The sequence below is a fragment of the Ktedonobacter racemifer DSM 44963 genome, assembly GCF_000178855.1.
Taxonomy (GTDB): Bacteria; Chloroflexota; Ktedonobacteria; order Ktedonobacterales; family Ktedonobacteraceae; genus Ktedonobacter; species Ktedonobacter racemifer.
The window spans coordinates 2,323,619-2,338,483 of sequence record NZ_ADVG01000002.1 but is presented as its reverse complement, the minus strand read 5'-3'; the positions used below and the strand labels follow the sequence as shown (position 1 = coordinate 2,338,483).

General features: G+C 57.4%; 14 protein-coding genes. 6 read left to right on the top strand and 8 right to left on the bottom strand.

The window, feature by feature from the left end:
- Positions 1–177 precede the first annotated feature (177 nt).
- The 5 genes from priA to KRAC_RS26380 all read left to right on the top strand — a co-directional run bounded on the left by priA (position 178) and on the right by KRAC_RS26380 (position 6,586).
- A complete protein-coding gene (gene priA / locus KRAC_RS62530) occupies positions 178–2,826 on the top strand; it encodes a primosomal protein N' (RefSeq protein ID WP_007912498.1) in 2,649 nt (882 codons plus the stop codon).
- 133 nt (positions 2,827–2,959) lie between these two features.
- Positions 2,960–3,847 carry a DMT family transporter gene (locus KRAC_RS26395; protein ID WP_007912496.1) on the top strand — a complete coding sequence of 296 codons (888 nt, stop codon included), beginning with the start codon at positions 2,960–2,962 and terminating at the stop codon, positions 3,845–3,847.
- A gap of 125 nt (positions 3,848–3,972) precedes the next feature.
- A complete protein-coding gene (locus KRAC_RS26390; protein ID WP_040444178.1) occupies positions 3,973–4,551 on the top strand; it encodes an O-methyltransferase in 579 nt (192 codons plus the stop codon).
- Positions 4,552–4,655: 104 nt separating this feature from the next.
- The gene (locus KRAC_RS26385; RefSeq protein WP_007912493.1) at positions 4,656–6,101 is read left to right on the top strand and encodes a replication-associated recombination protein A; all 1,446 of its coding nucleotides are present in this window, start codon (positions 4,656–4,658) and stop codon (positions 6,099–6,101) included.
- 5 nt (positions 6,102–6,106) lie between these two features.
- The gene (locus tag KRAC_RS26380; RefSeq protein WP_007912492.1) at positions 6,107–6,586 is read left to right on the top strand and encodes a DinB family protein; all 480 of its coding nucleotides are present in this window, start codon (positions 6,107–6,109) and stop codon (positions 6,584–6,586) included.
- 58 nt (positions 6,587–6,644) lie between these two features.
- Here KRAC_RS26380 and KRAC_RS26375 read toward each other — a convergent pair whose 3' ends face one another.
- The 3 genes from KRAC_RS26375 to KRAC_RS26365 form a co-directional block, all read right to left on the bottom strand.
- Positions 6,645–7,157, bottom strand: a complete 513-nt coding sequence (locus KRAC_RS26375) for a chromate transporter (RefSeq protein WP_007912491.1) — start codon at positions 7,155–7,157, stop codon at positions 6,645–6,647.
- Positions 7,158–7,160: 3 nt separating this feature from the next.
- Positions 7,161–7,835: a chromate transporter gene (locus KRAC_RS26370; protein ID WP_007912490.1), complete on the bottom strand. Its 675-nt coding sequence runs from the start codon at positions 7,833–7,835 to the stop codon at positions 7,161–7,163.
- 136 nt (positions 7,836–7,971) lie between these two features.
- Positions 7,972–9,138: a citrate synthase gene (locus KRAC_RS26365; protein ID WP_007912489.1), complete on the bottom strand. Its 1,167-nt coding sequence runs from the start codon at positions 9,136–9,138 to the stop codon at positions 7,972–7,974.
- A gap of 558 nt (positions 9,139–9,696) precedes the next feature.
- On the opposite strand from KRAC_RS26365, the gene KRAC_RS26360 reads away from it, so the two are divergent.
- On the top strand, positions 9,697–9,981 hold the full coding sequence (locus tag KRAC_RS26360) for a helix-turn-helix domain-containing protein (RefSeq protein WP_007912487.1): 285 nt from the start codon (positions 9,697–9,699) through the stop codon (positions 9,979–9,981).
- Between the two features lie 63 nt (positions 9,982–10,044).
- On the opposite strand, the gene KRAC_RS26355 is transcribed toward KRAC_RS26360, so the two are convergent.
- The 5 genes from KRAC_RS26355 to KRAC_RS26335 all read right to left on the bottom strand — a co-directional run bounded on the left by KRAC_RS26355 (position 10,045) and on the right by KRAC_RS26335 (position 14,865).
- Positions 10,045–11,481: a DUF58 domain-containing protein gene (locus KRAC_RS26355; protein WP_007912486.1), complete on the bottom strand. Its 1,437-nt coding sequence runs from the start codon at positions 11,479–11,481 to the stop codon at positions 10,045–10,047.
- Positions 11,481–12,440: an AAA family ATPase gene (locus KRAC_RS26350; protein WP_007912483.1), complete on the bottom strand. Its 960-nt coding sequence runs from the start codon at positions 12,438–12,440 to the stop codon at positions 11,481–11,483. The genes KRAC_RS26355 and KRAC_RS26350 overlap by 1 nt, the downstream gene beginning before the upstream one ends.
- Before the next feature lie 209 nt (positions 12,441–12,649).
- Complete coding sequence (locus tag KRAC_RS26345; protein WP_007912481.1) at positions 12,650–13,495, bottom strand: hypothetical protein; 846 nt, start codon at positions 13,493–13,495, stop codon at positions 12,650–12,652.
- A gap of 77 nt (positions 13,496–13,572) precedes the next feature.
- Complete coding sequence (locus KRAC_RS26340) at positions 13,573–14,478, bottom strand: glycosyltransferase family 9 protein (RefSeq protein WP_007912479.1); 906 nt, start codon at positions 14,476–14,478, stop codon at positions 13,573–13,575.
- A gap of 15 nt (positions 14,479–14,493) precedes the next feature.
- Entirely contained in the window at positions 14,494–14,865 is a 372-nt protein-coding gene (locus KRAC_RS26335) for a hypothetical protein (RefSeq protein ID WP_007912477.1), read from the bottom strand.

The following is a 14,865-nucleotide window of genomic DNA, read 5'->3' as shown; positions in this document are numbered from 1 at the left end:
GGGCCTGGTAGGTTGTGCCCCTTGTGCCCCCGAATGGGGGTTTAGAAGCACTACCAAGGCCCCCTATGGGTGGCGGGCATCTTGCGCGACGATGTCAGTTCCCCTGTATGGTTGAAACATAGAAGAGTAGCCGCGTACGCAAGTAGCGGGCAAGTAGCGCCCAGGAGATAAAGTAGGATGCTGGTAGAAGTACTCACGGCGGCTGGACGTTGGAACGTTGAACAACCGCTGTTGACCTATCACGTACCCGAGACCCTGGCGGATCAGCTTCGCCGTGGGCAACTGGTCGCCGTTCCCTATGGAGAGCGCCTAGACGAAGGTATTGTCTGGGATCTGCTTGAGGGAGACGAGCTACCAGAGCCTTTGCAGGAAGAGGGAATCGAGCTACGCGACCTGTACAGTATCCTGGATCACAAGGCCGCCCTGCTGTCTCACCAGTTGGAGCTAGCTCGCTGGCTTTCAGAGTACTACGTGACGCCGCTGGCACACGCCGTCTTTGGCATGCTGACGCCGGGTATGTTGCAACGTTCGCGCTTCGTCTTGAAGCTCTCTGAAGAGGCGCTTAAGGACGCAGTCCAGGCCTCCTCACAGGAGACCTCATTGAATCTGCGCGCCCTGCTTGGACTACTCCATAATGATGGCTCCCTCGATGTCGAGCAGCTCAAGAAGATGCTTGGCAAGACGAAGGCGCAGCAACTCTTAAAAGAGATCAAGCAGAGTAAGCTGGTGGTGCGCGAACCTGAGCTGGTCGAAGGAAAGGCGCGTATCAAGCTGCGCCGAAACGTGCGCCTGCTGGTACAGGGCGAGGAGCTACTGACATGGCGTGAGCTGCTGGAAGAGCGTCTGCGCAAGGCTGAGAGCGAAGCGCAGGCACAGAGCGCTTCCCAGGCTACTCCTGTCAGCACATCTCGCAAGGGTATGAGTAAGGCTGAAGCTCCCTTTAACCCCTGGTCAATGTCCGCCGCCGCAAGCGCCACCCTGGCCCCGCCAGTGATGAGCAAAGAGGGCGTCGTCATTCAACGCCAGTTGGCGGCCCTGGACCTCTTGCAGCAGAGTATTAACCGTGGCTCGCCCTGGACCCCCTCGGCGCTCTGTCGCGCCACAGGTCTTACACCCAGGCAGCTCCAGCAGCTTGAAGATCAGCAACTTGTAGTGGTAGAGAACAAAGAGCAGCGACGCGACCCCCTCCAGGGGCGGGCCATCCCCTCCAGCCAGCCGTTGCAGTTGACGGGCGAGCAGGAAGCGGCCCTGCGCGCCATTCTCGAAGCTGTCGAAGAAGGCAAAGAAAACAGCATCCCCAGGCCTATCTTGCTGCATGGCGTCACTGGCAGCGGTAAAACCGAGGTCTATTTGCAGGCCATGGCCTCTGTCATCGCCGAGGGGAAGCGTTGTATTATCCTCGTGCCAGAGATCGCCCTGACGACCCAGGCCGTGCAGCGCGTGGCGGGCCGTTTTCCCGAGCGGGTCGCCATCATCCATAGCGAGCTGAGTGTGGGAGAGCGCTATGATGAGTGGAGACGTATTCGCGCCGGAGAGATCGATGTCGTCATAGGCTCACGCTCGGCGCTCTTCGCGCCCGTTCCCGACCTGGGCTTGATCATCATAGATGAGGAGCACGAGGCGGCATATAAACAGAGTGAGTTCAAGCCAACCTATCACGCGCGCGAGGCCGCTATCAAGCTGGGAGAGATACTCAAAGTGCCTGTGGTCCTGGGTAGTGCCACGCCCGCCGTGGAGTCGTATTATCGCGCGGAGCAGGGGTGTTACCAGCTGGTGGAGCTGAAGGGGCGTATTGGCGCCAACCTGCCGCCTGTGGAGATCGTCGATCTGCGCTCCGAGCTGCGCGCGGGACATACCAGTATCATCAGCCGGCGCCTGCTCGATGAACTGGGCAAGGTGCTGGAGCGGGGACAGCAGGCGATCTTATTTCTTAACCGTCGTGGCGCGGCGAGCTGCGTGCTTTGTCGCGATTGTGGCTTCACGGCCCTCTGTGAGCAGTGCGATATCCCCCTCACCTATCACGCGACCGAACACGTCTTGATGTGCCACTACTGTGGCGCACAGAGCAAGATTCTGCACTTCTGTCCCTCCTGTCGCAGCGCTGAGATCCGTTACTTTGGCCTGGGAACAGAGAAGGTGCAGCGCACCATCCAGAAATATTTTCCCGAGGCGCGCCTGCTGCGCTGGGATCGCGATACCGCGCGCAACCGTCACGCCCATGAAGAGCTGCTCGACCGCTTCGCCAACCGCGAGGCCGATATCCTGATTGGTACGCAGATGATCGCCAAGGGTCTGGACCTACCTGGGGTGACCCTTGTCGGCGTCGTCTCGGCGGATATCGCCCTCAACCTGCCAGACTACGCCTCGCCTGAGCGTGCCTTTATGCTGCTCACCCAGGTCGCGGGCCGCGCCGGTCGCGGCAGTGAAGCGGGCCATGTCATCGTCCAGACCTTTAACCCGGAGCACTTCAGCATTGATGCAGCCTCACGTCACGACTATAACGAGTTCTATCGTATCGAGATCGAGACGCGCCAGCGCTATGGGTATCCCCCCTTTCGCCAGTTCGTCAAATTTACCTATAGTCATAGTAACCGCCATCGCAGCCAGTTAGAAGCCATGAAGCTCTGCGAGAAATTAAAAGGCTGGATACAGCGTCTTAACCTGCCCGAAACTGATATCGTGGGACCCGTTCCCGCGCTTATGGAGCGCATTCGCAACAAGTACCGCTGGCAGATGATTGTGCGTGGCCCCGACCTCTCACGCCTGCTCCGCGTCGTCGAAGCCCCCGACTGGGAGATTGATATCGATCCCATCAGCACCCTCTAGAAGTAAGGGTATGGTGTGTTGTGGGCCTGGCTGCCGCAGGCAGTCAGGCCCACAACACACCATACCCCTTTTGAGGAGAGCGAGATTGCCGATATATTTATAAGCGTAAATTTAAATTTGTTTTGGAGGGGACATGGGGATTGTATTGGGATTGCTGGCGGCACTCTTCTGGGGTAGCGCTGATTTTTTTGTGCGCTTCGCCTCGAAGCGTGTGGGATCGTATCGGACACTATTATTTATGCAGTTCTTTGGCCTGCTGGGTCTGGGCCTCTTTCTGCTGGCAAGTGGGCAATTACAGGCCGTACTGGCGCGGAGTGCGTGGGAGATCTGGCTCTGGGCGTTGCTAGCGGCTAGCTTGAACACCTTAAGCTCGCTGGCGCTCTATCGGGCCTTTGAGATTGGGGTCGTGATGATCGCCTCGCCCATCTCGGCCTGTTATAGCGCGGTCACGGCCTTGCTGGCCTTTGCCTCTGGCGAGCGTATCGGGCTGGTGCCACTGCTCGGAATGGGTGTGGTCCTGCTGGGGGTGACGGTCGTTGCGACCCCCCTGAGCCCGCGGGAACCAGAGGAGCGGGCGGCGCTGGCGCTCAAGCCACGAGGAAAGCTGCCTCCAGGTGTGCTCCTGGCGATCCTGGCATCGATAGGCTATGGCCTCGCCTTCTGGATGCTTGGCTTTAAGGTGACCCCGGCGCTGGGGCCTGTGGTGCCAATCTGGATTTTTCGCCTGTTCGCACCCGTGGTGTTGACGCTGTGCGCACCAATTAGTCGGCAGCGATTGACCTGGCCGCGCGGCTCGGTCTGGTGGCTTCTGGCCGCGATAGGGATACTTGATACTATTGCCTACTTTGCCTATACCTATGGCGTAACGCTAAGTCAGGTCTCGCTGGTGAGTGTGCTATCCTCGCTCTACAGCGCGGTCACGGTCCTGCTGGCCTGGATCTTTATTCGCGAGCGGCTCCAATGGAGCCAGTGGCTGGGCATTGGAGCCATCTTAGCGGGTATCGCCCTGGTAAACTTGTAGAGGCGGACACATATAACTTGCACGAAGCCATGGGTGTGATAAAAGTGTGTTGGTTGCACCTGGAGGAACGAGGTTTTATACTGAGGGGTACGATTGTCGAATATACTCATGGAAGAGAGGACGCGATGATAGACACTCAGGCTATACCGCCGACGTTGCTGACGCAGATTGAGGAGGCGACATGCGCAACTGATTTTACCATGCAGTCCGGTACCCTAACAGGGGCGCTGCTAAGGATGCTTGCGGCGAGTAAGCCAGAAGGAAACTTTCTTGAACTGGGAACCGGTACAGGCATGGGAACCGCCTGGTTGCTTGATGGTATGGATACTGCATCGCGCCTGGTGACTGTGGACAAGAATGAGCGCTACAATGCGATTGCGCGGCGTTTCTTGAGCAGGGATGCACGCGTCACCTTTCACACAGGCGATGGCGAGGCCTTTATTCGTACGCAGCAGGCAGGTACCTTTGATCTTATTTTCGCGGACATGCCGCCAGGAAAGTTTCAGCTTCTGGATGAGACCCTGGCCCTGCTCAGGCCAGGTGGACTCTATATCATCGATGATCTGAGTCCTCTGGAGAGTTGGGAGCCAGCCCATGCGCCAAGAGTCACGGCCCTGATAGCGACTCTGGAGCAGCGCTCGGATCTGCGAATATGTAAGCTGAACTGGTCAACCGGGCTACTCATCGCGACCAGGATCGCTTAGAAGCAAATTATTTTAAGTGTGGTGTGTTGTGGACTACCTGCCTACGGTAGGTAGTCCACAACACACATTCAGGCGAGCGCCGCAGGCGCGAGGAGGACGTCGCTATGCCAGAGCAATTCTCCCTCTTTGGGGGGAGTGACCTCTCTGAGAAGGATACGCGCAAGAAGGCGAGTGGGCCAAAGGCCGCGCCAGCGCAGAGCGAGGAGGGGACGCAGGTGATTGGGGAGCCTCTGGCCTCGCGGATGCGTCCTCGCACCCTGGACGAGCTCCTCGGCCAGGAGCACCTGCTGGGACCCGGAAAGCTCCTGCGGCGAACGATTGAATCCGGACGCGTCACCTCAATGCTATTCTGGGGACCTCCGGGCAGCGGCAAGACCACGCTCTCCGAGGCCATTGCACGCCATGCTGACGCGCGCTTTGTGACTTTGAGTGCCACCTCGGCGGGTGTAGCGGATCTGCGGCGCGTGGTCGACGAGGCCGCCAAACTGCGCCAGTTCTCGCAGCGGCGTACGATTCTCTTCATTGACGAGATTCATCGTTTTAACAAGGCCCAGCAGGATGCTGTGTTGCCACACGTCGAGCGCGGCACCGTGACCCTGATCGGTGCCACAACCGAGAACCCCAGCTTCGAGGTAAATAGCGCGCTCCTCTCGCGCTGTCGCGTCTTTGTGCTCAAGGCTCTGGATGAGGCGCAGATCGTGCGCATCCTCCAGCGGGCGCTGGAGGATAGTGAGCGTGGGCTGGGACAGTATCAGATTACCAGCGACGAGGAGGCCTTGCAGGCCATCGCCATCTTTGCCAGTGGAGACGCGCGCACAGCGTTGAATGTCCTGGAACTGGCGGCGCAAGGCGTCATGAGCGGTGGAGGGACAGATGAGCGCCACATTACTCTCGCGCTGGTCGAGGAGGTCATGCAGCATCGTGCCCTGCTCTATGATAAGAGTGGCGACCAGCACTATGATATGATATCGGCCCTGCATAAGTCTGTACGTGGCTCCGATCCCGATGGAAGCCTCTACTGGCTGGTGCGCATGCTAGAGGCAGGCGAGGACCCGCTCTACATTGCGCGGCGTGTTGTGCGGATGGCGGCTGAGGATATTGGCCTGGCGGACCCGCAGGCGCTCTCGGTCTGCGTCGCGGCCCAGCAGGCCACGCATTTTGTTGGTATGCCGGAAGCAGGCGTGATCCTGGCGGAGGCCGTGGCCTACCTGGCGGCGGCACCGAAAAGCAATGCCGTCTACAACGCGTATAACCAGATCCGCGCCGAGATCATGAATGGTCCCAATGATCCTGTGCCGCTGTGGATTCGCAACGCTCCCACACAGTTGATGAAGAACCTGGACTACGGCAAGGATTATAAATACGCACACGACTTCTACAAGGATATGCAGAGCGACGATCCCGAACGTCCACCCGTGACCAGGCTCCAGGAATATCTCCCCGAGCGACTCGCGGGCCAGCGTTTCTATGAACCGGGTACGCAAGGAAAAGAGGCCAGCATTCATCGTTGGCTGGCGAAGCGTCAAGCCGAAAAAGATACAAAGGAGTGATCTACATGACAGAAGCTAAAGCCCTGGCGTCCTTCTTCAAACGGAACCAGTATCTTATTACCATGCAGGCCAAGGATGTGACGACCGAGGAGAGCCTGTCGCTACCTCCCGCGGGCGGTAATTGTATGAACTGGGTCATCGGACATATCATTGTACACCGCGATATTGCTCTCAGGTCATTGGGAGCGACACCGATCCTGGACGAGCGCGAGACCGAAATCTATAAACGTGAGTCCGAGCCTCTGACCAATCCAGAGCAGGCCCTGCCCCTGGCGACATTGGTCGAGCGCCTGGAAAGCTCGCACCAGCGCTTACAGACCGCACTAGAGCAGAGCACGCCCGAAGCTCTTGCCCATAAGCCCGATCCAGCCGAAAAGCGTACGGTAGGTGAAGGCTTGCGGCTCTTGCAATGGCACGAGACCTACCATGCCGGACAACTGGAGCTGCTCCGCCACATGGCGGGTAAGCACGAGAAGCTGATTTAGAGGAATATATGATAAGAGGTGTGTAGCGTCCACTACACACCTCTTATCATATATTCCTCTAGCGATAGATGAAGTAGCCCGCGATACCAGCCAGGAGTAGGATGATAAACAGGTTGACACGCTTGGTTGCCCCAAGCAGAGCGGCCACGCCTGCGATACACCAGCCCCGCCAGTCGACGCCTGGCTGCTTGATGATTGACCAGACGACGGTGAGCAGGATGCCAACCACGGCGAGCGAGATGCCGCGCATAAAGCCGGGGACCCAGCGCTGACGCTGAATACGTGTGTAGCCTGCTGAGACCAGCAGGACAGGTAGGGCCGTCACCGTAATCGCGACCAGGGCCATAAGTGCGCCTATGATGCCGTAGGTCAGGTAGCCCAGGCTGATGACCCAGAGGCCATTGGGACCGGGACTCAATTGTCCGATGGAGATAGACTCGCCAAAGAAGCTCTCGCGAGCCCAGCCACGAGCCAGCAGGTCCTGGCGCAGGCTCGGAAGATTGCTCAGGCCGCCAGTTGAGAAGAGCGAGGCCTTCAAAAAAAGCAGGAAGTAGATGATGGGATCGATCATGGCTTATTTCTCCTCTCCTTCCGCGCGGCTGGCCTCGGTGGCCTGTTGCAGTGTTGTTGGATTGGCTTTGGTGCGCCAGGGCGTAAAGAAGAGCATAGAGAGCAGAGCGGTACAGAGTAGTACTGGAATGACCGAGACCTCCAGCAGAATAATCGTTGCGGCACAGGCCAGGACCAGGATCGTGCTCACGATCAAGGTTTTTGATCCCTCGGCTTGCGCCTGCTTGAAGAGTGGCTGGGCGAAGCGTAGCCCGACCAGCAGCATCAGTCCCGCCGTCGCGGGAACCACGCCCCGCATCACCGCCTGAACGATGGCATTCCCCTGGATAAGCGTGAAGATCGCCGTCAGCAGGCAGGTGACGGCCGCGCTTGGCACGAGCATGCCCACCAGCGAGACCAGAATGCCGCGTATCCCGCCAAGCTTGCGCCCAATGAGGATGGTGAGCGCTACCAGATTAATCCCTGGCGTAAAAATACATAAATTCCAGTAATGCATGTACTCTTCGATGGTGAGATAATGATATTTATCGATGAAGATGTTTTGAATAAGATAGCTTGTAGAGGAGCCACCACCGAAGGATTGTAAGCCGATCAGGGTCCAGAGGCGCAAGAGTTTCCAGGTAGAGGGACGCAGAGAGGGTGGAAGGGTTGTGGCGAAAGGTGGTGCCTGGGTTTGCATGTTAGGACTTCCTTACCATGAGATGAAAACCGACCAGAGGTGGTCCGCTAACGACGCTGCTAAAGCATGCGTCTACATATGACGGTATCATTATATGTAGACGCGTGCTTTAGCAGCGTCGGGAGACTGGTAGCGGCTAGCGCTCGTTGAGTGGCTTGAAGGCCAGGTCGGTTGGTCCGGTATACTCGGCCTCGGGTCGGATCAGGCGGTTGTTGCCAGCCTGCTCAAGGACGTGAGCGGTCCAGCCACCCACGCGGCTCACAGCGAAGGTAGGCGTGAAGAGGTCGCCGCTGAGGCCGACGGAGGCCATCAGGGCCGCTGAATAGTACTCAACATTGGTGTAGAGGCGGCGGCCTGGCTTGAGTTCTTCCAGAATGGAGATCGCCAGTTTCTCAACACGACGCGTAAAGACGAAACCCTGGGGATCGGCGACGCGAGCCATCTCACGTAGCTCTTCCGCGCGTGGATCGGTGGTTTTGTACACGCGGTGCCCAAAGCCCATCAGCTTCTTGCCAGTCGTGATCGCGTCGCGAATCCAGCTATCGGCGTTCTCGGGAGTGCCGATCTCATGCAGCATATCCTGCACCTTAGAGGGCGCGCCACCATGCAGGGGACCCTTGAGGGCGCCAATCGCGGCCACGATAGAGGATGCGATGTCGGACTCGGTGCTGGCAACGATACGCGCCGTAAAGGTTGAGGCGTTCATACCGTGGTCGGCCAGGAGCACGAGATAGGCATTCAGGCCCCGGACGTGTTCTTCAGAGGGCACCTCGCCTGTCAACAGATAGAGATAGTTCGCGGCATGCCCCAGTTCGGGTTTTGACTCCAGAGGCTCTTGACCATGGCGCAGGCGGTTGAACGCTGCTAGGAAGAGCGGGAAGCGTGCCGTCAGGGCAATGGCCTGATCCACGGTGGGCTGGCCTTTGATGGCAACCGCGCCCCAGGCGGAGACGGCGGTACGCAGAGCGTCCATAGGCTCGGTGCTTGTGGGTAAAGCACGCAGCGTCACCATCACATTCTCGGGGATGGTACGCTCAGCGGCGAAACGCTGCTGAAGGTTGGTCAGTTCTTGCTGGCTTGGCAGGTGTCCAAACCAGAGCAGGTGCACGACCTCCTCAAAAATAGTTGTGCGTGCCAGGTCATGTATATTATAGCCGCGATAGATCAAGCGGCCAGTATTGCCTTCAACCTTGCTTATGGCCGTCGTTGCGGCAACAATACCCTCCAGGCCGCCCTTATTCTTGGGCGCGGAGGCTGTGGTAGCATTTGTAGCCTGGTTAGGACCAGAAATCGGCATTGACATACTGCATATGCTCCTTTGCTGAGTATGTGTAAATGGTTTAGCTCTTTTGTATGTTGTATCATTTACTATGATGAATGTCAATGAAATTGGATTTCTTATGTTATGCTTTGATGTAACTCGATAATAGTCGATTTATGTTGATTGCATTGGTCGGTATGACCCCTCGCGCCTGCGGCGCTCGGGGGTAAGGTGTGTCAGGTGGCGGGCTGGCTCCGCCAACCCGTCACCTGACACACCTTACCTGGAGGGATGGCTGTGATGGGAGGAAAGAAGATAGTGAGGAATCTGACCAGCCCGAGAGGGCGTTAGCGTGGCGCCTCGCGCCTGCGGCACCTGGGGTAAGGTATGGTTCGGTGGCAGGCTCGGCTCTGCCGAGCCTGCCACCGAACCATACCTTACCCCAAGGCGAGCGTAGCGAGCTGAGGCAGGTGCAAAAGCAAATTTTTAGGAAGCTATAGTAGTGTAGTGTAAGTAGATTGACAAAACGTGGAACGATCTTTATCATTGGGAAAAAAGGTGTAGAACGGCCAGATTTTCTGTATGGAAGGAGGGTGTAACTTGATAGAACTGAATGGGGAGAATTACCTGGATGGCAAAGAGGCTTCCCATTTTCTCGGCGTGAAATTATCGACATTGTATACTTATGTTAGCCGCGGGCTCTTGCGTAGTTACCGGCAGGGGATCAAGCGACAGCGGCTCTATAGGCAAGCAGAATTGGAGGCACTGTTGCAGCTTCGTCCGAGCAATGAGGATGTGGCCGAAGACGCGCTGACACCCTTCAATGAGCGGCCCGGGAGTGGCGATAATCTGCCACATGCTGAAGATTGGGTTCCTAACGTATAGATCGATAGACGTAAAAAAAGAGAGTCACTGGACTCTCTTTTTTTATGCCTGACTGCATGCATGTTAGAGGTGCAGGCTGGGAACGGCTGGCAGGGGGCGTGGAGCGCCTGGCTCCGCTGGCTCTTGTTCTCCAGCTGTATTAGATGGGGTAAAGGGTGCGATCAATTCCTGCCAACGCTCTTCTCCGCCTATGTGGTAGACATTGATGCCGCCCACGCGTGCTGGGGGTGGATTGTCATTGACGAAAAGCACGCTGATGGCATGTCCACGCCGCCTCATTTGCGCCAGGCGATCTATTATACGGTCGCCCAGGTTGCTGGTAATGAGAATGATCGTCGAACCATTGGGAAGACGATTGCTCTCGGCTTGCAGGACCTCGTCGATGCTGGCCCCAAAGTAGCCCTGGATACGCGCCAGGGTCTCCATAATGTGCTTGCGCTGCTCTTCGTTACTTGAGGCCGGGAGACGAATACGCCTGCGATTGAGCTGCTGAGCTACTTCGGCCTCCAGGTTGTGTGCTGGCTGCTCCTGTTGACCCGTGGAAGATGAACTTGTGTCGGCTCGCTTCTCATCAGGGATATACATCATAGTGTTCGCGTATAGCCCAACTCCATAGCCATTGTCCAGGCCCCAGGAGGCGATTGATGCTGCCAGGCTGATAGAAAGTTCCTGGAGTTCGGGATGGATAGAGTAGTACACGTCTGGCCGTGTATCGATGTTGAGGAAGACCTCAAGTGTATAGGTCGTCGTGGCGTCGTAGATCTTGCTCTGCATCTGCATACTGCGGGCTGTGGCCTTCCAATGCACGCGGCGCATGCTATCCCCATAACGATATTCGCGTACGCCAATGATGCGCGAGGGATCTTCAAGCAGGCGACGAGGTGCGCGCATATCGCCAAAGGGATGGCGCGCGGGAAGATTAAAGCTCTCCAGGGGCGCGACGAGCGGATAGACCATGACATGTTGCAGGTTATCAAGCTCCTGGTCCTGGGTAATGAAGCCAAAGGCATCGCCACTATGGAGTCTCGTGGGACCAAAGGTATGCACGCCACGCTGGACGCAGCGCAGAGTGTAGTTCCTCGTTACACGCTCATACCAGCGTGGGCTGAAGAGGCATTCTAGCAGGGCGTTATTACTCAGGAGTGCGCTACGTAGCTCTTGCTCGCGCAGTGGTAGAGAGCGTGGCAGGGTATCCTCTACCTCCAGCCAGGGTAGGGGGAGGATCTTGGCGTTCTCCACCGTCACCGACATCGTGACATCCTCGCCAAAGAGCGCGCGTTGCTGGCTAAACTTCCGCTGGTAACGGAGATCAACCAGGCAGTAGTGCGACCAGATATCCGTTGTGATAATGATTAGCAGCAGCAAGATTCCCACAACCACCAGCAATGGCTGCCGGGCAATGATGCCGAGCAAAACCAACACGCCACAGAGGGTGTACCAGATGCCATCGGTAATGCCTTTGCCGCGAATAAAGGCGCGGCCTTGTGGTGAATTGTGCATTATGACTCTACCGGAACCGCGACATTGTGTAAGATCTCTTCTACAATCTGTTCCATGAGCTGTCCATGCAGGCGCGACTGGCTGGTCGCAATCATGCGGTGAGATAGGACCGAAACCGCTACCTGTTTGACGTCGTCGGGAATGACATAATGGCGTCCCTGAATGGCAGCATAGGCCTGGCTCGCCCGGTAGAGCGCCAGCGTGCCACGGGGACTTACGCCCAGTTCAATATTATTGTGGGTGCGCGTCGCCGATACAATTTCGACGATGTAGCTCTCCACACTTGGTTCGACATGGATGCGGCGAATTATTTGCTGGAGCTTGAGCAGCCATTCTGTGCTCAGCACTGGCTTGAGCTCCTCCAGGGGCTGGGCCTCCTTGAAGCGCTGGAGAATCTGGCGCTCCTCCTCTTTGCTTGGATAGTGCAGGCGCAGGCGTAGCAGGAAACGGTCGAGCTGGGCCTCGGGTAGGGGGAACGTTCCCTCAAGCTCAACCGGATTCTGGGTCGCGACAACCATAAAGGGGCGCGGCAGGCGTATGGTTTCGCGCTCAACGCTCACCTGGCGCTCTTCCATTGCCTCCAACAGCGCGGACTGTGTACGCGGCGTCGCGCGGTTAATCTCATCCGCGAGCACGATTTGAGAGAGCAGGGGGCCGGGTCGAAACTCGAACTCGCCCTTTTTTTGATTATAGTAGGTAATGCCAGTGATATCAGAGGGCAGCAGGTCTGGCGTAAACTGGATACGCTGGAAGCTGCAACCGAGGGAGCGGGCGAGGGATTTCGCCAGCATTGTTTTGCCGATGCCTGGAACATCCTCAAAGAGGACATGACCTTCGCAGAGGAGGGCGACCATCAGAAGCTCAACGACTTCTTCCTTGCCGACAATGACTTTACCTACACTTTGGCGAACAACGCGCACGGCCTCTTGAAGCTGTCTAATCTCATCAATTTGCGTCATAGGTCCCCTTAATACATGTTTGTGAATATGCTGATGGCGAAAAAAATACTTGAGATAGAGGTATGGTCTCACGCTTGTTTTAAGCTATATTCTTGACTGTTCTTAACATTATACGCCCAAAGTAAGCGAAAGTTCACACTCGAGCAGATAAATAGAGTATGGTGGCGGGTTGGCGCAGCCAACTCGCCACCATACTCTATTTATCCTACTTATTTCACATTGATCTGGACGGTTACTGGGGCGGACTGAGTAGACTGGCCATTCTGATCGTTGGCGATGATCGTAAGCTGGGCGCTTGTATCCTGGCCACTGATGACGCGGACGTTCCAGCGTAACTGGGTCGTGCCACTATCTCCTACCAGTGCTGTGGCGCCACCGCCGACAAAAGGCGCGGCTTGATAGTGTACCGAGAGGCGAACCGTGGCCCCTGGCTGGCTGGCGACCGTAATCTGGACGCTGCTACCATTGTTGACGGTGCCTGGAGCGTTAATGATCTGGACGCTTAACTGACCAGTGGTGGGCTGGGTTGGATCTGGTGTGGCCGTTGCTTCCTGAGTTGGCTGCTGTGTTGGTGTCGGCGATGGTGATGGTTGCGGCGTGGGAGTCGCGGTCATCTGGGCGCGTGCAGTGGCAGTCGGACTTCCGTGGAGACCTGGTCCCTGGGCCTGATTTGGGGATGGAGAATGCCCTGGACCTTGCGTTAGATAATCACCCAGGACAAGAGAGAAGGCCACGCTTGCGAGCAAGACAAAGGCGATTGAAAGCATAAGGAAGCGATAGGCCGGATCCTTCTGCCAGTAGTAGCCTAACCGGGCCATCGGGCCTCTGGGGGCAGGGGGCACGGGGGTGTAATGCACCACGGGGGCAGGCCCCGCGAGGTTCTGGGGGAGTGGCGCATAGTTGGCGTAGGAGGCAGCGGCTCCCGCAGCGGCCTGTTGCGAGGTTGACTGGTTCTCAGCGACTGTCGCAAGCTCCGGCTCTGCGGGCTGAGCGGGAAGAATAAGCTTATCTTGTGATGGGGTTGGTGAAGGTGGCATCTGTGGAAAATCATTCATGTCGTAAACTCCCTCCTCTCTTCCAGACACTGCCACAGGATATAGGGCATGTAATCATTTCTATTGTCAAGAATGGCCTACATTGAGAACGTTTGAAGGGCTGAAAGGACTTCAGCAACGGACAAAACTCCTAGTTCCTGGGCAGCAATGATCTGTACCGAGCGTCCTAGCGGATGCCAGGTATGTGGGTCACTGGCGATAAAAAGGGCCGTGGTAGGAATACCAAGCAGGGCCGTCAGGTGTGTCACCCCCGAGTCGTTTCCCAGGTAGGCTCGGCAGTGTTGTAGCGCGTGCGCAACCTGGAGGAGCGGCGCGTTCTCCAGCAGCGTAAGCAGGCCAGGGGGCGGCGTGGGTAAGCTGCGCTGTAACGCTTCGAGGCGGTCTGCATCGGCGGGTCCGGAAAGCAGCAACACGGGAATATCGCGTCGCCAGAGCGCCTGTATAACCTCGGCATACCCCTGTATCGACCAGCACTTGTGCGCGCCTCCGCTGCCGGGATGGATGGCGAAGAAGCGCGAAGTGGCCTCTGCCTGAAACATTGTCACAGACGCGAGTGTGAGGTGAGGCTCGGCAGGGAGGGTGAGACCAAGCGTACTGGCAAGATAGGTACTGGTATGCATGCCTGCGTGCTCACCAGGCCGACCTGGAGTCACAACGACGCGTCCCCGGGTTGCGGCGCGTAGATTCTGTGTGATTAAACCATCAGAATCGCGCAACCAGCAGACGACGAGCTGGCAATCCGCTAGTAGCGCCCTCAGCTCTGGATGCTGGATGCCCTGGGGCAAGAAGAGCTGGCCCCAGCAGGTGTCTTCATAATCTAGATAGCTCGTCACCAGGCCGGTCGCGAGCAGGAGAGGCGCGAAGGCGGCCTTTCCCACAAAGGTTACACGCTCAATAGTCTCGTGCTCGTGTAGGGCCTGGATGACCGGGAGGGTCAGGAGCGTATCTCCCAGGGCGCCTGGACGAATAATACAGATATGCATACGTTTCTTGTTAAATCATTTGCGCGCCAACGCTAGGATTTCAAAGACGACTGCCGCGGCCAGGATTGCCAGCGAGGTGTAGATGTTCCAGCTATGCAGGGCGCTCAGAATCAGATTAAAGAGCACGATCAGCGTCAGCAGGATGGCCTGTCGGGCCGCGTGTCGCAGCGTTGCCTGGTAGATGTGCAGCGAAAAGAGACGCGATCCGAGCGCGTACGCCACTGGCGTCAAGGTGCTTGCCAGGGCCAGGGCCAGGAGCGCGAAAAAGCAGATAAAGGCCAGGAAGGTATGCGGCGGCACAAAGCGCGCATAGAGCAGAAGTAGTCCCCAGGCCAGGGGTGCGATCAAGAGTAGCGTCAGCAGTATCGAGCGTCTGGTCACAGCCAT